Origin of the sequence: Mesorhizobium onobrychidis (genome assembly GCF_024707545.1) — a bacterium.
Lineage (GTDB): Bacteria > Pseudomonadota > Alphaproteobacteria > Rhizobiales > Rhizobiaceae > Mesorhizobium > Mesorhizobium onobrychidis.
In genome coordinates this window covers 3873877-3887172 of record NZ_CP062229.1, presented here as the reverse complement: position 1 = coordinate 3887172, position 13296 = coordinate 3873877, and the positions used below count along the sequence as shown (strand labels likewise).

Below are 13296 nucleotides of genomic sequence, written 5' to 3'. Positions count from 1 at the left end.
TGCATGGGAACCACACCGCGCCGGCTTCTCCCATTCGAGCAGCCGGCGCGGTGTGTTTCAGGTCCCCTGCTGTCAGCCCCCAAAAGAACACCCCGGTTATGCGGATCAGCAACGATTGTTCAAGCGCAAGCGAACATGACAACGCCTTTGCCGCAAGCCAAAATCACTCAGAATTCAAACGCACGAGCACGTTCAAATCCCGGTAGTGGCTTAATTGCCGCATTAAATGCGCCTCTTCCGGTTACACCCCCCCTTGTTTTCAAAAACAATCGGGCCACACCCGAATTCCCCTGCCCTTCCACGGCGACGAGCCGGCCGCCTTCCGCAAGCTGGTCGAGCAGCGATTCCGGCACTTTCTCCACACTGCCGCCGATGAAAATGACGTCGTAGGGTGCTCCTGCGGCATGGCCTTCCGGCAGCGGTCCCTTGACCACGCTGACATTGTCGCAGCCCAGCGCCGAAAGCGTCGACATGGCGGTCTCGGCCAATGCCGGATTGCTTTCCAGCGCGACGACCGACTTTGCCAGCCGCGACAGGATCGCCGCCGCATAGCCGGTGCCGCAGCCGACATCGAGCGCCGAATCGCCAGGGCCGATCTCGGCCAGTTGCATCAGCTTGGCCAGCGGCGAAGGCTCCATGAGATAGCGTGGGCCGTCCGCTGCATTGGTGATGCGGATGTCCTCGTCGATATAGGCCAGATCGCGCTGGCCGGGGGCGACAAAGGCCTCGCGCGGCACGACAAGCATCGCCTCGAGCAGCGGCGCGCTGGTCACGTCGGTGGTGCGGATCTGGCCATCGACCATTTTCACCCGACGTTCGGCAAAATCAGCGCTCATGTTCCAACCAATCCGCCCAAAACCAATCTGCTTGCCGCGCCAAGACCGCGGCTCATTTCGACCGGAACTCAAGCCCCCTGGCGCTGGTGCGCGGGAGCTTGGGCATTTGGAGGCCTCGCCCGGAATCGAACCGGGGTGCAAGGATTTGCAGTCCTCTGCGTAACCACTCCGCCACGAGGCCTCATTGCTCCCGGCGTTCCACCCGGTTCCAATAGGTTGCGGCGAAAATGCCGTCAAGCGGCCATGGTGCATTCCGGACGGTTTCCCCCTTGGCCATGATGCCACGCATCGAATCGTCGATACGCATCCTGCAATTAAGATATTAGTTAATTGTTAAGTACGGAGTATGGCAAAGGGAAGCCCGGGACCTGGACTTTACGTAGCGTAAGCAGAAGGTCCGCCATTCTGAAGGAGAGCTGCGAGGGCCGGAAAAGCGCTCCGGGCATTGGCCAGATTTAGTCGAGCCGGAAAGACGCCCCTTCACAGAAGCTTGCCCCTGCGGTGCAAACCCGTCAGTTCGGCCGCCGCCGCCGCTCCCACCACACGACAAGCCGGCGCCGGTGGCGGCGCACCAAGGCAAACTCGTAGGAGAGCACCAGCAATCCGATCGGAATCATCCAGAACCCCAGGATCGGCAGGAAGCCGAGAATGCCGCCGAAGATCAGCACGACGCCGATCGCAATCCTGAGGCCGCGCGAACGCGGCATGGTGAACTGACGGCCGAAGACCGATATTTTCCGTGCCGGTGGATGGTTGTGGCTCGCTGCGCTCATGTCTGGTTAATGGTCCGTTCGGGCAAGGTAAAAGCACCAGCTGACGAAAGCCGCAACCGCGTTTTCGGTTCCGCGCACCCCGTCAGACGGCTCATATGAGGACGCGCGCACATGATTGCCAGAAATCGTGGCGGGAAAAAGCGTCGAAAAAAACGAAATGCTTCTTTGCAAAGCCGAAACGGGTTTGCTATAGGCTGCGCCACTCACATGAGAGCCTCTGTTCCCCGGTAGCTCAGTGGTAGAGCAACCGGCTGTTAACCGGTTGGTCGCTGGTTCGAATCCGGCCCGGGGAGCCAAATTTTTCAAAGACTTAGTCGATCCTGAATATCTCCGGAAAGCGGCTGATCTACAGCATATCTACAGAATCTGGTTTCGCTATGGGCCTGATCTGATGATTGCCGCGATCGGCGTGACGGATGGGCTTTGCACGAGCTTCAGTATCACCCAACGCCCTCTCACGGCGGGAACAGGGGTTCGATTCCCCTTGGGCGTACCAAAGATTTCAATAACTTAGCCGAAGACTTCTCTCCTTTGTCCAACCTTTGGCCAATTTCCAGCAGCCGCGATGGCGAGGTCAGGCTATCTGTGCGCCAACAGAATCTCGGAGTGACGCCGTAAGTGATCTTGAGCGTGAAGCTATCATGTTGCTTTTCGCCGCGGCGGCCTGGTTCAGCCGCCTGACCTCCTGGTCATCAGAGAGATTTCGAAAGAGCGTTGCTCGACCTCTTCCTGTCCAAACCAGCGAGACCTCGGAGGAAATAGGAAACCACCATTCAACGGTGGGATCGGTGAGTGCGGCTCTGCCTGGAAAATTGAGTTTGTAGACCGGATAGCTCGATATGATGAAGGCCTTCTTCGGGTTCGAGATCTTCATGATGCAGAGGTTCATTGATTCGACGGTCTCGACAATGGACGCATTCCCTTTGGAAATTACGTCGCGCCGGACGTTCTGGAGCATCCGCCTCCACGTCTCCTCCTTTCCGAAGTATTCCCTTTCATGATCATCGAGCGGGCGGTATCGGGTTTCGAACTCGCGAAGCGCCTTCTCGCCATCGATCCGAAACGTTGCAAGGCTGGAGAACTGCCTAAAATTGTCTGGCACCCGCTTCCACTGGTAGTAGGTATAGATCGCAAGCAACTGACGTTCGTTCGAATGCAGTGCGACGCCTCGGTTGTGTTTCGCCGTCTCCACGATGCGCGCTATCAGCGGCGCTACAATTCCCTCCAGATGGGAAAAGGCGAGCTCAAGGTCGACGTTTTTAGACAGGTCTTCTTCAAATGAGGTGTAAAGCTGTCGTTCAAAGAAAACCTTACCAGGTGGATTCTGGAACACCCCCCGGGCAAGCGTTCGCCGATCAAAGACGTGCAAAGCGCCAGCATCGTCAACGAAGTTTCGGAGAAGAAACTGCGGCACGAAATGATGGTCGGCTGGCGGCTTGTTCTTGGCCATACCTCGGTAAGTAGCAGGCGAACAAAAAGCCCGCCACCGTGGAGACAGTGACGGGCGCTGTTGCCTGAGAAGCGTTGAGAATGCCTCAGTGGATTGTCGCCTGTGTGACAGTTTCCTCGCGCTCGGCGGGCTGTGGCAAACCGTCTTCCCTGATCGACTTCATCAGCTCGCGCCAATTCTCGTCAAGGATTGCGTTGCACTGCTTGACGCCGCGCCGATCGCCGAGAAGGAAGCCGATCACGAACGTGGCGGCAAGGCCCGTGAGGATGAAGGCGACCGTCATTGCCGTTGCTCCTGATCTGCGAACGTCATCTTTTCCTTGGCGTCGCTCATGATGCTTCCCCTTCCGAAGCCAACTGGAGAACCGATTCCGCCAACTGCGCTGCCCAAAGTTCGGCTTCGAAGGGGTATTTGCGCGCAATCGCCTTGTTGAAGGTGGTGATCGCCTGCGCCTTGATCAGCATCCCCTCCATGGTCGTTCCCGGCTGCTCCATGATAGCCGTCACCAGATCGGAAAGTGACTTCTTCGCAGCAGCGGCCCTCGCCTTCGCCCGATCCATTCCGGAGACATCCCGAAGACGGGCGGTTTCAGCGTGATAGGCCTTGCCCATCTTGAGCTCTCTCTTGGCTCTGGCGAGCCAGTCCGCACGCCTAACGCGCATAGCCTCACTCGCGTTGTGTCGCAGCGGGCGGTCGGTGGCCACTATGGCCGTGAGGTTTTCAATATCGCGTACACAGCGAAGCTCTTCTCCTGGACGCCTAAGGAACCGTCCGGCGATATCCCGCTCGCCGTCTATGTAGTTCCCGCGCGGCAGGGTGATTTCGTCGGGCGCAAGTGGCCAGCGGTGTTTCCATTCCGCGGCGATCCATTCAATTTCTTCGAGCGCGGCGAGATATTCGGTGGAGGCTTCCGGCAGTTGGTTGCCAAGCCGGATCAGCTCGGGGTTTTCTGCCACCGTGGCAGAGTGCGCGGGCGGTGCCACGGTAAGAGCGGCGGCGGCGGTGGAAGCAGCCGCGAGGCCAAGCAGAAGGCGGCGGCGGTTGACATCGGGCATACCTTCGGCGGCTGCCCGAACAGTGATGTTCGGCATGTGATCTATTCCTTATTAACTAGTTATATTTACCAGTGCACCATGAACCCGAATTATGTTGCCGTCAACATCAAACTATGAAATATTCCTAGTTAGCCACACAGAGGACATAGAATGCTCACAACCGGAAACCAGCTTCGCGCAGCTCGCGCCTTGGCTGACATGGACCAAGGGACGCTTGCGAAGCGTGCCGGAATCAACATCAACACGGTAAGCGCCATGGAGAAGAAAGGCGCCGAAGGGCTCACGAGTGGCCTTGATAAGGTGCGCGCCGTGATGACCGTGCTGGAGGCCGAGGGCATCGAGTTTCTGAATCATGGAAGCCCAGGCGTTCGACTGAAGGCGAAGCCGTGATCGTGGATGACCTGGAGGCCAAGGGCTACCTGCCGGTCCGAACGATCGACGAGGAAAGCGAGACGGACGGCATCGCGTAGGCCTTCCGCGATCACACCATAGGCGGCAGCAGCCCCCATAAATTAGCTTGTCCTTGCGGCGGACCTTTTCCGCCTGGCCGGCGCCTAAATCCCCAACGCTCCCGCCCAAACGGCGCCGGCCACTTTCAGCCCCTACAGAATGCCACGATGCGGAGAGCGCACCCAGCAAGATCCGCGTGCACTTGCTTGTTGCTCTCATCTCGCTCCAACTGTACCCTGACGATTGCGGACGGCGTTTAAAGCCATCCTTCTATGAGACACGAAGGGGGTAAACGGGACGTAAGACCGCGCTTTTGGCTGTACCGCTTTCCAGTGGCGACTGTCAGGACCAGATAGGCGGCCGTTACAGTCCATTGTGAACGGAGGTCCACTATGCCCAAGAAGAAGCAACTCGCTGCGGACACGGACAACGATACCTTTCTGTTCGACAACGATACCTTTCTGTTCGTTAGCAGCACCAACACGAAGAGCGTCATGGCATACGACGGCGAGACCGGCGCCTTTCTGAAAAAGTTCGCCAACGGTGGCGGCCTCATCGAACCCGAAGGCATCGCCTTCGGTCCCGACGGCAACCTGTACGTCGCCAGCCGCAGCGATGAAGTGCTTCGTTACGACGGGGAGAAAGGCAACTTCCTTGATGTCTTCGCCAGCGGCCACGGCCTCGTCGACCCGGCCGGCATCGCATTTGGCGGACCAGACAACGACCTTTTCATCGCCGCGGGCCTCACCGACGACGGCCTCGGCAACCAGATCCTCCGCTTCGACGGCGACACCGGCGTCTTCGAGGCCGTCGTCGATCCTGCCAACGCGGCCGGGCTCGACGACCCGGAAGCGCTGGTCTTCGGACCGGATGGCCTGCTCTATGTTGCCAGCGCTCCGGAATCAGGACCCGGCGAGGTCCTTCGCTACGACCCGGCGACGAACTCGTTCGTCGACAAGTTCGTCCCCAGTTCGGAGAGCAACATCTTGGATCCGACCGGCATGGTCTTCGGCCCCGACGGCGACTTGTTTCTCAGCAGCGCCGCGACGAGCGAGGTCATGCGCTACGACGGCACGACCGGCGACTTCGAAGGTGTCTTCATCACCGCCGGCAGCGGCGGCCTCAATGAGGCCGAGGGCATGGCGTTCAACTCGAACGGCAACCTCTTGGTCGCAAGCGAGCTGGGCCACTCGGTGCTGGAGTATGACGGCACCACCGGCGCATTCGTCGGCGAGTTCGTCGTTGCGGGCAGCGGCCACCTTTCGGAGCCGACATTCATCACCTTCGGACCCCTTGAATCGGACTTTTTCCTTTGAGGATTCCAGTGTCAAAAGATCGGCCGTCCTAGAGTCGTTTGCAGGAATCGGAACCAGGCGAGCCGGCGGGCTTTGGCGACACGCCGTTGCGCACGCCTGAGGCCCTCTACGACAAGGGCCTTGGGCAGTTCATCCTGCCTTGCGACGCGGTTCGTCGGTCGCCCAACCCGGACGAGTTCCTCCTGGGTTTTCTTCAGGAAACCTATGAAGCGGCCGCCAATCTCGGGAAGTGGGATCGGCAAACGCTTGAGCGGCATTAGGTGGGTTACAGCCACCTCCCGTTTCGGTTTTAGCCACGCTAACATTGGCGTGAATCTCATGTTCGCGCAACGCATAGGCATCGAAGTCTACAGTTTTCTCGGCCGCGCGATGCTACTACCTCTCATCCCAAAAATCCTGCAGCGAGGCGTGCCGAAGGTCATCCTCGCCGCGCAGGTGCTTCACGCGGGCTTTGATTCCCGGCTTGACCCACTGAGTTGCCGGCCGCTTCTTCATGTCCTTGGGCGGTGGCCCGGCATGTTCCTGGACCCTTTTCCAAAGTCGTTCCCGCATCTCGCGGTTGACGCTCACGAACGCACTGCCGACGTATTTCCGGGTGCCTGGGTCAGCCATGAGAGCAAACGCGGGCTTGCCCCTCTCGCGTTCGACGCCGAGAAGTTCAAACTCGCTTTCGGTGAAGGATTTTGTCTTCAGCCAATTGGTAGTCGGGCCGCTGCGGTATTTGCTGTCTCGACGCTTCGATACCATCCCCTCCAGGCCGGCCGCGTCGATCAGATGATAGATCGCATTAGCCTCGCCTGGCATTGTCTCGCTGAACTGGATGCGGCCGTCAGACCCAATAAGGCCGGCCAGGATTTCCCGCCGATCCTCAAGCGCCATGTCGCGCAAGTCGTGGCCATTGAGATGCAGCAGATCGAACGCGACGAAATAGAGGTCGTGCTGGCGCCTGGTGATTGCCTTGCGCAGCGCGGCAAAATCAGAAAGGCCAGCCTCATTCAAGACGACGACTTCGCCGTCGATGATGGCGTTCTCGGCGTCCAGCGTTCGCGCCGCCGCAGCTAGGTCGCGGTATTTGGAGGTCCAGTCGAGTCCGCGGCGGGTGAAAATCCGAGCGCCGCCGGCGTCAATGATGATCTGGGAGCGGTAGCCGTCGAATTTGGCTTCATGCATCCAGTCATCGCCTTGGGGCGGCTTGGCGATCAAGGTAGGCATCATTGGCGGAATGAACTCGAGCCGGCCGGGTCCGGCACGCACTGGTTTACGCACGGAATCGAGTCTAGGCCCGTCCCATCTGGTGGCTAGGGGAACGGATCATGATCATTTACTAAATTAGCAATTCTGCATGAAACGGCTTATTATTCGTCCCAGCCGGCGGACACGCCCAAGCCCCCGCCGGTTAGGCCCAGCGGCCACTACCCCAAACTCCTGCTGGGCCGCCCCATCCCAGCGAGAAAGCATGGACGGCCAAGAGAACATCCGCAACGCCTGGGCCGCCCTCAAACTGGTTCGCATGGCGATCGAACAGACCTGCCCCGCCGGCGTGCTGCCGAGCGAGGAAGCAGTTTTGTTGCTATTCGGTCCCGAGCCTGTCCATGAAGGCGAAGCGCTGGCCAAAGCCATCATTGAGACGGTCGAAAAGCTGACCCGGTGCCCACCGCGTTGACCAGTTGCCGACGCGGCGCCCAGCATCCGGGTGGCTGGTGCGGGCGGCAGCAGACCTGTCCAGACGACGCGTAAGGGACGAATACCTAGCACGCGTCCGCACCCTGGCTGACGCACTCATTGCTGCCCACCAGGCCAATGTGTCCTTGTGCAAAATCACTACCGCCCTTGATGCTGCCGACGATTGCCAAGGCCGCACGAGTGTCGTGCCGAAGCGCGTTAACCTCTCGCAGGCGCGCCTGAATTCCGTCTACAAGAGGGTCCGTTTCGTTAACGGTCTCGCCAAGCATCTCGGCAACACGACTATTCATGCCGTCAGAGGGCTTAGGGGTCCGACTAGTCAGTTTTCCTAGTAGGTCCGACTCTTCAGCATCCAGCCTGCTAATCGATGCGCGAAGATTTGCGCATTTTTCTGCCAGTGCGGCGTATGCCGGTTCGGCTTGTCGCAGGTCGAAGCGAAGCGGCGCAGCCTTCGCGTTTTGTTTGAAAATTGCCAATTCAGTGGTCCTTAAAAGCGTGTTGCGTACTCAAGTCTTCGATATCGTTCGCTGCCACGGTGCGGCCCGAGCCTGACCGGAGGGGCATTGGCTAGCGCCGTGGACAGCCGCAGTTTTGAGCCCGTTATCCGGATTTCGTTGGATCCAACCTCAATCCGCTGCACCAGCGTCTGCAGATGGTGCCGTCTGAAGCTACCCTCGGGCGTCCTAATCTTCTTGCGCGCCTCGATGCCAAAGCGGCGAAGCACCTCCGGCGTAACCTTGGTCTCCCGAGCATCCTTGCGCCCTTCAGCACGCTCAGCGTCCAGGCGGGCAGCGTCTCGGATTCGCTTCAGCTCAGTAATGCGTCCCTTGAGATTAGAATCGTGAAGCTCGGCTAGACCGTTCTCGATCGCCTCATATAAGCGCGTGAGCTTGGCCTCGGCGTCGGCCGCCTGCTTCTTTAACTCAACAATTCGGCCCTTCTGACGCTCGGCATGCTCATCGCGCCGCTTCAGGAGACCGGATAGCAACTCCTCGAGCCGGCGCGGCTCCAATAGTCGGTTCTCCATGTAGGACACGACTACTGTGTCGAGCTCCTCCATCGGGATCGTCCTACCCCGGCAAGCAGTCTTGCCCTGACGCGCAGCGTTGCAGCAGGTGTAGTAGCGATACTGGTCTCCCTTGCCCGACGTGCGGAGGGTCATTGCCCCGCCGCAGTCGGCGCAGAAGCAGACGCCGCCCAGCAGCGTCCCAGCGCTCACGAATCGGGGGGCTTTCAACTGGGGGCTTCGGGACCGCATCATCTGCTGGACATCGGCGAACTCCGTCGGGTCGATGATCGGCTCCACGGCCACTTCCACCACTTCGTCGTCGGGTTTCCGCTCCTTCTTGCGCCAACTAGAGACGTTAAAGCGATGGCGCCCAATATACGTCTCCCGCGTGAGAACCTGGTGGACCGCGCCGACACCCCAACGTCCGCCGGTCTGGGTCCGAATACCCCTGAGGTTCAAATAGTCAGCGATCTGTCTGGCCCCTATCGGGTCATTGTCCGCTCCGACCCGCGCGAGACGGAACATCAGGTGGACAATCTCGACCTGCGCGGGATCGGGCTCGATCTTCTTCTTCGTCCGCGCGCCGCGCTGCTCGGCGGCGACGATCCTGTAGCCAAAGGGCGGTCGAGACCCGTTCCAATAGCCCTGCCGGGCATTCTCGCGCATTGCGCGGAGTGTGTGCTTGGCGTTCTCCTTCGATTGGTACTCGTCGAAGAGCGCCATGATCTGACGCATCATCACGCTCATTGGATCGTCGCCCAGGTCCTGCGTGATGGACGTCAGCCGAATCCCGTTCTTCGCCAGTCGGCGGACGTAGAACTCAAGCTGGAGCTGGTCGCGGAAGAAGCGCGAGAATGAATGCACGACAATGAACTCGAACGGCGCAGGCTTTTGAGTCGCATCGTCCATCATCCGCTGAAACTCAGGTCGGCGGTCATCTGTCGCCGACGCTCCAGACTCGACGAACTCCCCGACGACCGCGATCCCCTTTGCCTGGCAATAGGCCTGAAGCTGGCGGCGTTGATCGGGGATCGAAAGATCGTGCTCGGCCTGTCGCCCCGTCGAAACTCTCAAATATAAAGCTGCACGCCCAGGCGACGCCAAGGCGGGTGTTCCTTTGGCGTTCATGCGAAACCTCCTTTTGTAGAATCAGGTGTCTGAGCGGAACAGTTCGTCCAGAAGCGCCCCGAAATGAGTCTCGAACACATCGAGTTCGGCGTCAGAGACGGGAATGCGATCCGGCCAGTCGTCAGAAATATTGAGATCCCATGTGTGCCCGATCGCGCTGCGCGCGCGGGACCGCGACGGCGCAGGGCGAACGGCCCCCGGCGTGCGGGCATAGTCATGAAGATGTTTATGAAATTTCCAGTAAGGAACTTCTCGAGGCCATCTTGTCGGAAGGCCGTCTCGGGAAGAAGATCGTCTGCTCCCTGGCCCGCCTGAACGCCATCCTTGCCGAACATCTCATGAATACCGGGCGGCGGACCGCGATGAGCCGCACCGCCCATTTCCTGCTTGAGTTGGAGGAGAGGCTCTCCATGGTTGGCTTGTCGGCCCATGGAAGACATGAGTGTCCCCTTACGCAATATGACTTGGCCGACATCCTCGGAATGACCACCGTTCACGTCAACCGAACGTTGGGGGAACTCCGCAAGGCCGATCTCGTCTCTTTCAAGGCGGGCCATGTACAGGTGATCAACCGCAAGAAGCTGGTCGAAGTAGCCGGATTCGACAACGAGTATCTCAGGTAACGGCTATCTCCTAGAGCGGCAACGCGTGGGCCATTAGCAAATTTTTTCGCTGGAAGACGACCCTCGGCCGTCGCTGGAACAGTTCCAGCCAAATGTTTCCGGACGACTGGTCGTGCGCGGCCTGGCGGGGCCGTGATATATCTCGACCACACGGTATCCGCATCCGGCGTGCGGTGAAGGACGGGCCGAGCGGAACTCAACCTCGTTCGTGTTGAGCAATATGCAAAAAGGCCCGATCATCATGACCGACGGCGACACGGCCTATCGCGCGGCGAAAGCGTGCCGCCGAATAAGTGCAAGTGCCTCACACACTGCGGCAGATCCACCGGGTGTTCTTGCACCTAAAGCGTTGGGCAACGATATCAAGCGCTGCGACCTGGCCATGCCAACCACCACCTTCAGGAATCCTCGCCTATCGCTGCAATCGCCGCAGGCACGATCCCGATCGTCGTTCGACTGACAGCGGCTTGAGATGGCTAAGCCGTCGCATCCCTGCGTCTTCAGGCAGATTGCCGCGCCCTGGGGTTCTAGCTTGACGTCGGTTTGCGGCGAAAATTTACCGAAAAAGCAACCTATGTTAGAGATTGCTTATAAATAGACCTTACACTGCCCAACCTGTTCTCGCCAAGGAGGGAGTGAGGAACTGCAAGAGACTCAAACCGAGGGCATCGAGTGCGGTTGGCGCGTGGAGTGCTCTACCCGACGCGTGTACCTCAATCGTGCCGGAGCGAGAGGCAATGATGACAAGACAATCTTTTGTAACAGTACTTGTCGGGCCGAGCGAGTTACTCCGAGAAGGCCTTAGTCGAATCCTGGATGCGGCAAAGTTTCGTGTCCTTTTCTCTGCGGCTTGTGTGCACGATCTTCTGCAGAAGCCGCTAGCCCAGCACCGGTCCATCTTGCTCATCATAGATGTCGGCGGTACTGATGCGGATGCTGAATTCGCACAAATTGCAGAATTCAAAGCGATTTATCCGACCAGCCATGTCGTCGCGCTAGCCGATCACTGTCGATCGACCGATATAGTTTCAGCTTTTCGTGCGGGGGCAGACGGGTATTTGACAAAAGTCGCTGCTTACGACACCTTCATCAAAGCTCTCGAATTGGTTATGCTAGGGCAGACGGTGTTACCTGCCGAAACTTCAACGGCTATTCAAGAAATAAGGTATGATCTGAAACCTGACGCGGTAGCTGATGAGTTAACAAAGGTGGTTGTTAACGTGGAGCATGAGGATGAAGAACTATCAATTTTGTCAAATCGGGAAAACTGTATTCTACGCCGCTTAATCGAAGGGGAGTCTAACAAAGCCATCGCGCGCGAGATCAACATTGCCGAAGCTACGGTGAAGGTACACGTCAAGGCCATCCTCCGAAAGATCCGGGTCCGCAACCGTACACAGGCTGCAGTTTGGGCGATGAACCATGGCATGCTTACTCCCGCATCTGGCAATGCCCCGTCGGGGAGCGAAAAGACGGCAACTCAGCCGTCTCACAATATATCATCATTCGGGCTGGTGCATTCGCTTTTGCCAAAGCTTCGCCCTGATATGAGCCTTCGCTATCAAGAACCATACGCTCAAATCATCACCCGGCGATGGTAGCGAGCGGTGGAGACGGCATCGCAGGGGCGCATGAGGTGGACCCCGCCAGTGTTGATGATCGAGACCAACCCGGAACGGTTGCTCGCTCTCGAATAGCGCGATCGCGGTCGCCTATCCCCGAGGGAAGGGTCAAACCACATCGGCGAAGATGATCACGTCCGTTGAAGTGCGGCGGGCTGCTCATCTTTGCCCGGGCAAAGGAGACGAAATGAGACCTCTACTTCTCATTAATCCGAATACAAATAAGGCAACAACTGCTGAGATGGTTCGCATCGCGCGGAACGCCGCTCCCAGTGGCGTGACGGTCGAAGGTGCAACGGCGCAACGCGGCGCACCTCTGATTTATGACGATGACAAATTGGCGATTGGTGCCAAGGCGGTCATTGAACTCGCAGAGATATCTGGCAAAGTATTCCGGGATCATCGTCTCCGCATTCGGGATCCTGGAATGGACCAGTTGCGCCTAAAGTCGTGCCTTTGCCAAAACTCCAATGGCAAAGATTGACGCCAAACGGCTGCTAATAATACCAACGAGCGGTGATCATGACCGATGCGCCCATTCGCGGAGTCCGATGGACATGATCTTCCACGGCTGGTCGACGAGCTTGTTCCTTGCGGCGCAGCAATGGGTGACGCTGTCGTCGTAGTCCTTGAAGATACGGTTGGAGAGCCAGTTGTCGCGCATGAACTGCCAGACGTTTTCGACTGGGTTCAGTTCCGGTGAGCGCGGCGGCAGGAACATCAGGGTGATGTTGTCCGGCACCTTCGGTTTCGGAGTCACATGCCATCCGGCCTGATCGAGGATGAGCACCGCATACGCGCGGTCGTCGACGCTCCGGCTGATCTCGGCGAGGTGCTCCCGCATCGCCTCGGTATCGCAATAGGGCAGGACAAGGCCCGCGCCCTTTCCCTTCCGGGGGCAGATGGCCCCGCTGGTCGAACCAGTGGGGAATTTCTACAATAGCTTTGCCAGTTGCTGCGAGTCCAGCAAGGCTCGGCAGGCGTTTCCAGTTCGGCGATGTCGCGAAGGCGCTCACCATATTGCGCCGCAAGCTGCCTCCGCCGCGTGAAGAGTGCGAGAAGCCGTTGCAGTTGCTCACGCCGATGGCAGCCTGCAGGTCAGTCAGGCGGTAATTGTAGCCGAGTTCAGGATAGCTCTCGTAGATCACCTGTTTCGAGCCGTGCCGGACTGTGTTGGTAACGCTCATGCTGTGTTGGCCGACTAGCATGCATGACCTTGTCTCCTGCTGCTCGGGGGGTAGGGTCACGCGTGATCCGAGTACTAGGCGACGTTTGCAATCCGACGTAGGCGCAGGCTTGAACGCAGCGCCGATCGCCCGGGAGAGTCTCAGTATAGCCCTATCCACGCCGC

Annotated in this window: 15 protein-coding genes, 2 tRNA genes and 2 pseudogenes; 8 read left to right on the top strand and 11 right to left on the bottom strand. The window is 58.9% G+C overall.

Going from position 1 to position 13296, the window contains the following annotated elements:
• Window positions 1–167 precede the first annotated feature (167 nt).
• The 3 genes from IHQ72_RS19315 to IHQ72_RS19305 all read right to left on the bottom strand — a co-directional run bounded on the left by IHQ72_RS19315 (window position 168) and on the right by IHQ72_RS19305 (window position 1609).
• On the bottom strand, window positions 168–836 hold the full coding sequence (locus IHQ72_RS19315) for a protein-L-isoaspartate O-methyltransferase family protein (protein ID WP_258116562.1): 669 nt from the start codon (window positions 834–836) through the stop codon (window positions 168–170).
• Between the two features lie 107 nt (window positions 837–943).
• Window positions 944–1017 (bottom strand) — tRNA-Cys (locus IHQ72_RS19310).
• A 331-nt stretch (window positions 1018–1348) separates the two neighbouring features.
• The gene (locus IHQ72_RS19305; RefSeq protein WP_029353198.1) at window positions 1349–1609 is read right to left on the bottom strand and encodes a hypothetical protein; all 261 of its coding nucleotides are present in this window, start codon (window positions 1607–1609) and stop codon (window positions 1349–1351) included.
• A gap of 221 nt (window positions 1610–1830) precedes the next feature.
• Here IHQ72_RS19305 and IHQ72_RS19300 point away from each other — a divergent pair.
• Window positions 1831–1905 (top strand) — tRNA-Asn (locus IHQ72_RS19300).
• Window positions 1906–2183: 278 nt separating this feature from the next.
• On the opposite strand, the gene IHQ72_RS19295 is transcribed toward IHQ72_RS19300, so the two are convergent.
• From IHQ72_RS19295 to IHQ72_RS19285, 3 genes are all read right to left on the bottom strand, one after another.
• Window positions 2184–3059, bottom strand: coding sequence for a DUF4238 domain-containing protein (locus IHQ72_RS19295; RefSeq protein WP_258116557.1), 876 nt, complete (start codon window positions 3057–3059; stop codon window positions 2184–2186).
• Window positions 3060–3144: 85 nt separating this feature from the next.
• On the bottom strand, window positions 3145–3342 hold the full coding sequence (locus tag IHQ72_RS19290) for a hypothetical protein (RefSeq protein ID WP_258116556.1): 198 nt from the start codon (window positions 3340–3342) through the stop codon (window positions 3145–3147).
• A 46-nt stretch (window positions 3343–3388) separates the two neighbouring features.
• A complete protein-coding gene (locus tag IHQ72_RS19285) occupies window positions 3389–4150 on the bottom strand; it encodes a hypothetical protein (protein WP_258116555.1) in 762 nt (253 codons plus the stop codon).
• Between the two features lie 162 nt (window positions 4151–4312).
• Between IHQ72_RS19285 and IHQ72_RS19280 the strand changes: the two genes are divergently transcribed.
• From IHQ72_RS19280 to IHQ72_RS19270, 3 genes are all read left to right on the top strand, one after another.
• Complete coding sequence (locus IHQ72_RS19280; protein WP_095521775.1) at window positions 4313–4504, top strand: hypothetical protein; 192 nt, start codon at window positions 4313–4315, stop codon at window positions 4502–4504.
• A gap of 452 nt (window positions 4505–4956) precedes the next feature.
• Entirely contained in the window at window positions 4957–5880 is a 924-nt protein-coding gene (locus IHQ72_RS19275) for a Vgb family protein (RefSeq protein WP_258116553.1), read from the top strand.
• Between the two features lie 38 nt (window positions 5881–5918).
• Window positions 5919–6140, top strand: coding sequence for a DUF5996 family protein (locus IHQ72_RS19270; protein WP_258116552.1), 222 nt, complete (start codon window positions 5919–5921; stop codon window positions 6138–6140).
• A 115-nt stretch (window positions 6141–6255) separates the two neighbouring features.
• Here IHQ72_RS19270 and IHQ72_RS19265 read toward each other — a convergent pair whose 3' ends face one another.
• Window positions 6256–7095, bottom strand: coding sequence for an ATP-dependent DNA ligase (locus tag IHQ72_RS19265; RefSeq protein ID WP_441338635.1), 840 nt, complete (start codon window positions 7093–7095; stop codon window positions 6256–6258).
• Between the two features lie 241 nt (window positions 7096–7336).
• On the opposite strand from IHQ72_RS19265, the gene IHQ72_RS19260 reads away from it, so the two are divergent.
• A complete protein-coding gene (locus IHQ72_RS19260; RefSeq protein WP_258116551.1) occupies window positions 7337–7543 on the top strand; it encodes a PAC2 family protein in 207 nt (68 codons plus the stop codon).
• Window positions 7544–7628: 85 nt separating this feature from the next.
• On the opposite strand, the gene IHQ72_RS19255 is transcribed toward IHQ72_RS19260, so the two are convergent.
• Both IHQ72_RS19255 and IHQ72_RS19250 read right to left on the bottom strand, forming a co-directional pair.
• Window positions 7629–8039, bottom strand: coding sequence for a hypothetical protein (locus tag IHQ72_RS19255; RefSeq protein WP_258116550.1), 411 nt, complete (start codon window positions 8037–8039; stop codon window positions 7629–7631).
• Window positions 8040–8050: 11 nt separating this feature from the next.
• Window positions 8051–9700 (bottom strand): recombinase family protein, encoded by a 1650-nt coding sequence (locus IHQ72_RS19250; RefSeq protein WP_258116549.1) that lies wholly within the window; start codon window positions 9698–9700, stop codon window positions 8051–8053.
• 140 nt (window positions 9701–9840) lie between these two features.
• On the opposite strand from IHQ72_RS19250, the gene IHQ72_RS19245 reads away from it, so the two are divergent.
• The 3 genes from IHQ72_RS19245 to IHQ72_RS19235 all read left to right on the top strand — a co-directional run bounded on the left by IHQ72_RS19245 (window position 9841) and on the right by IHQ72_RS19235 (window position 12429).
• A complete protein-coding gene (locus IHQ72_RS19245; protein ID WP_258116548.1) occupies window positions 9841–10323 on the top strand; it encodes a Crp/Fnr family transcriptional regulator in 483 nt (160 codons plus the stop codon).
• 737 nt (window positions 10324–11060) lie between these two features.
• A complete protein-coding gene (locus IHQ72_RS19240) occupies window positions 11061–11924 on the top strand; it encodes a LuxR C-terminal-related transcriptional regulator (RefSeq protein WP_258116547.1) in 864 nt (287 codons plus the stop codon).
• Between the two features lie 208 nt (window positions 11925–12132).
• A complete protein-coding gene (locus tag IHQ72_RS19235) occupies window positions 12133–12429 on the top strand; it encodes an aspartate/glutamate racemase family protein (RefSeq protein ID WP_258116545.1) in 297 nt (98 codons plus the stop codon).
• A 36-nt stretch (window positions 12430–12465) separates the two neighbouring features.
• On the opposite strand, the pseudogene IHQ72_RS19230 reads toward IHQ72_RS19235, so the two are convergent.
• Together IHQ72_RS19230 and IHQ72_RS19225 are read right to left on the bottom strand one after the other, a co-directional pair.
• A pseudogene (locus tag IHQ72_RS19230) lies at window positions 12466–12855 on the bottom strand (transposase); the annotation flags it as partial.
• Window positions 12856–12869: 14 nt separating this feature from the next.
• Window positions 12870–13150, bottom strand: a pseudogene (locus tag IHQ72_RS19225) (DegT/DnrJ/EryC1/StrS family aminotransferase); the annotation flags it as partial.
• Between the last annotated feature and the right edge of the window lie 146 nt (window positions 13151–13296).

Excerpts from the sequence above, each read along its gene's own strand:
- IHQ72_RS19315 (WP_258116562.1), bottom strand. The coding sequence starts at position 836 with ATGAGCGCTGATTTTGCCGAACGTCGGGTGAAAATGGTCGATGGCCAG.
- IHQ72_RS19305 (WP_029353198.1), bottom strand. The coding sequence starts at position 1,609 with ATGAGCGCAGCGAGCCACAACCATCCACCGGCACGGAAAATATCGGTC.
- IHQ72_RS19295 (WP_258116557.1), bottom strand. The coding sequence starts at position 3,059 with ATGGCCAAGAACAAGCCGCCAGCCGACCATCATTTCGTGCCGCAGTTT.
- IHQ72_RS19290 (WP_258116556.1), bottom strand. The coding sequence starts at position 3,342 with ATGACGGTCGCCTTCATCCTCACGGGCCTTGCCGCCACGTTCGTGATC.
- IHQ72_RS19285 (WP_258116555.1), bottom strand. The coding sequence starts at position 4,150 with ATGCCGAACATCACTGTTCGGGCAGCCGCCGAAGGTATGCCCGATGTC.
- IHQ72_RS19280 (WP_095521775.1), top strand. The coding sequence starts at position 4,313 with ATGGACCAAGGGACGCTTGCGAAGCGTGCCGGAATCAACATCAACACG.
- IHQ72_RS19275 (WP_258116553.1), top strand. The coding sequence starts at position 4,957 with ATGCCCAAGAAGAAGCAACTCGCTGCGGACACGGACAACGATACCTTT.
- IHQ72_RS19265 (WP_441338635.1), bottom strand. The coding sequence starts at position 7,095 with ATGATGCCTACCTTGATCGCCAAGCCGCCCCAAGGCGATGACTGGATG.
- IHQ72_RS19260 (WP_258116551.1), top strand. The coding sequence starts at position 7,337 with ATGGACGGCCAAGAGAACATCCGCAACGCCTGGGCCGCCCTCAAACTG.
- IHQ72_RS19250 (WP_258116549.1), bottom strand. The coding sequence starts at position 9,700 with ATGAACGCCAAAGGAACACCCGCCTTGGCGTCGCCTGGGCGTGCAGCT.
- IHQ72_RS19245 (WP_258116548.1), top strand. The coding sequence starts at position 9,841 with ATGTGTGCCCGATCGCGCTGCGCGCGCGGGACCGCGACGGCGCAGGGC.
- IHQ72_RS19240 (WP_258116547.1), top strand. The coding sequence starts at position 11,061 with ATGATGACAAGACAATCTTTTGTAACAGTACTTGTCGGGCCGAGCGAG.
- IHQ72_RS19235 (WP_258116545.1), top strand. The coding sequence starts at position 12,133 with ATGAGACCTCTACTTCTCATTAATCCGAATACAAATAAGGCAACAACT.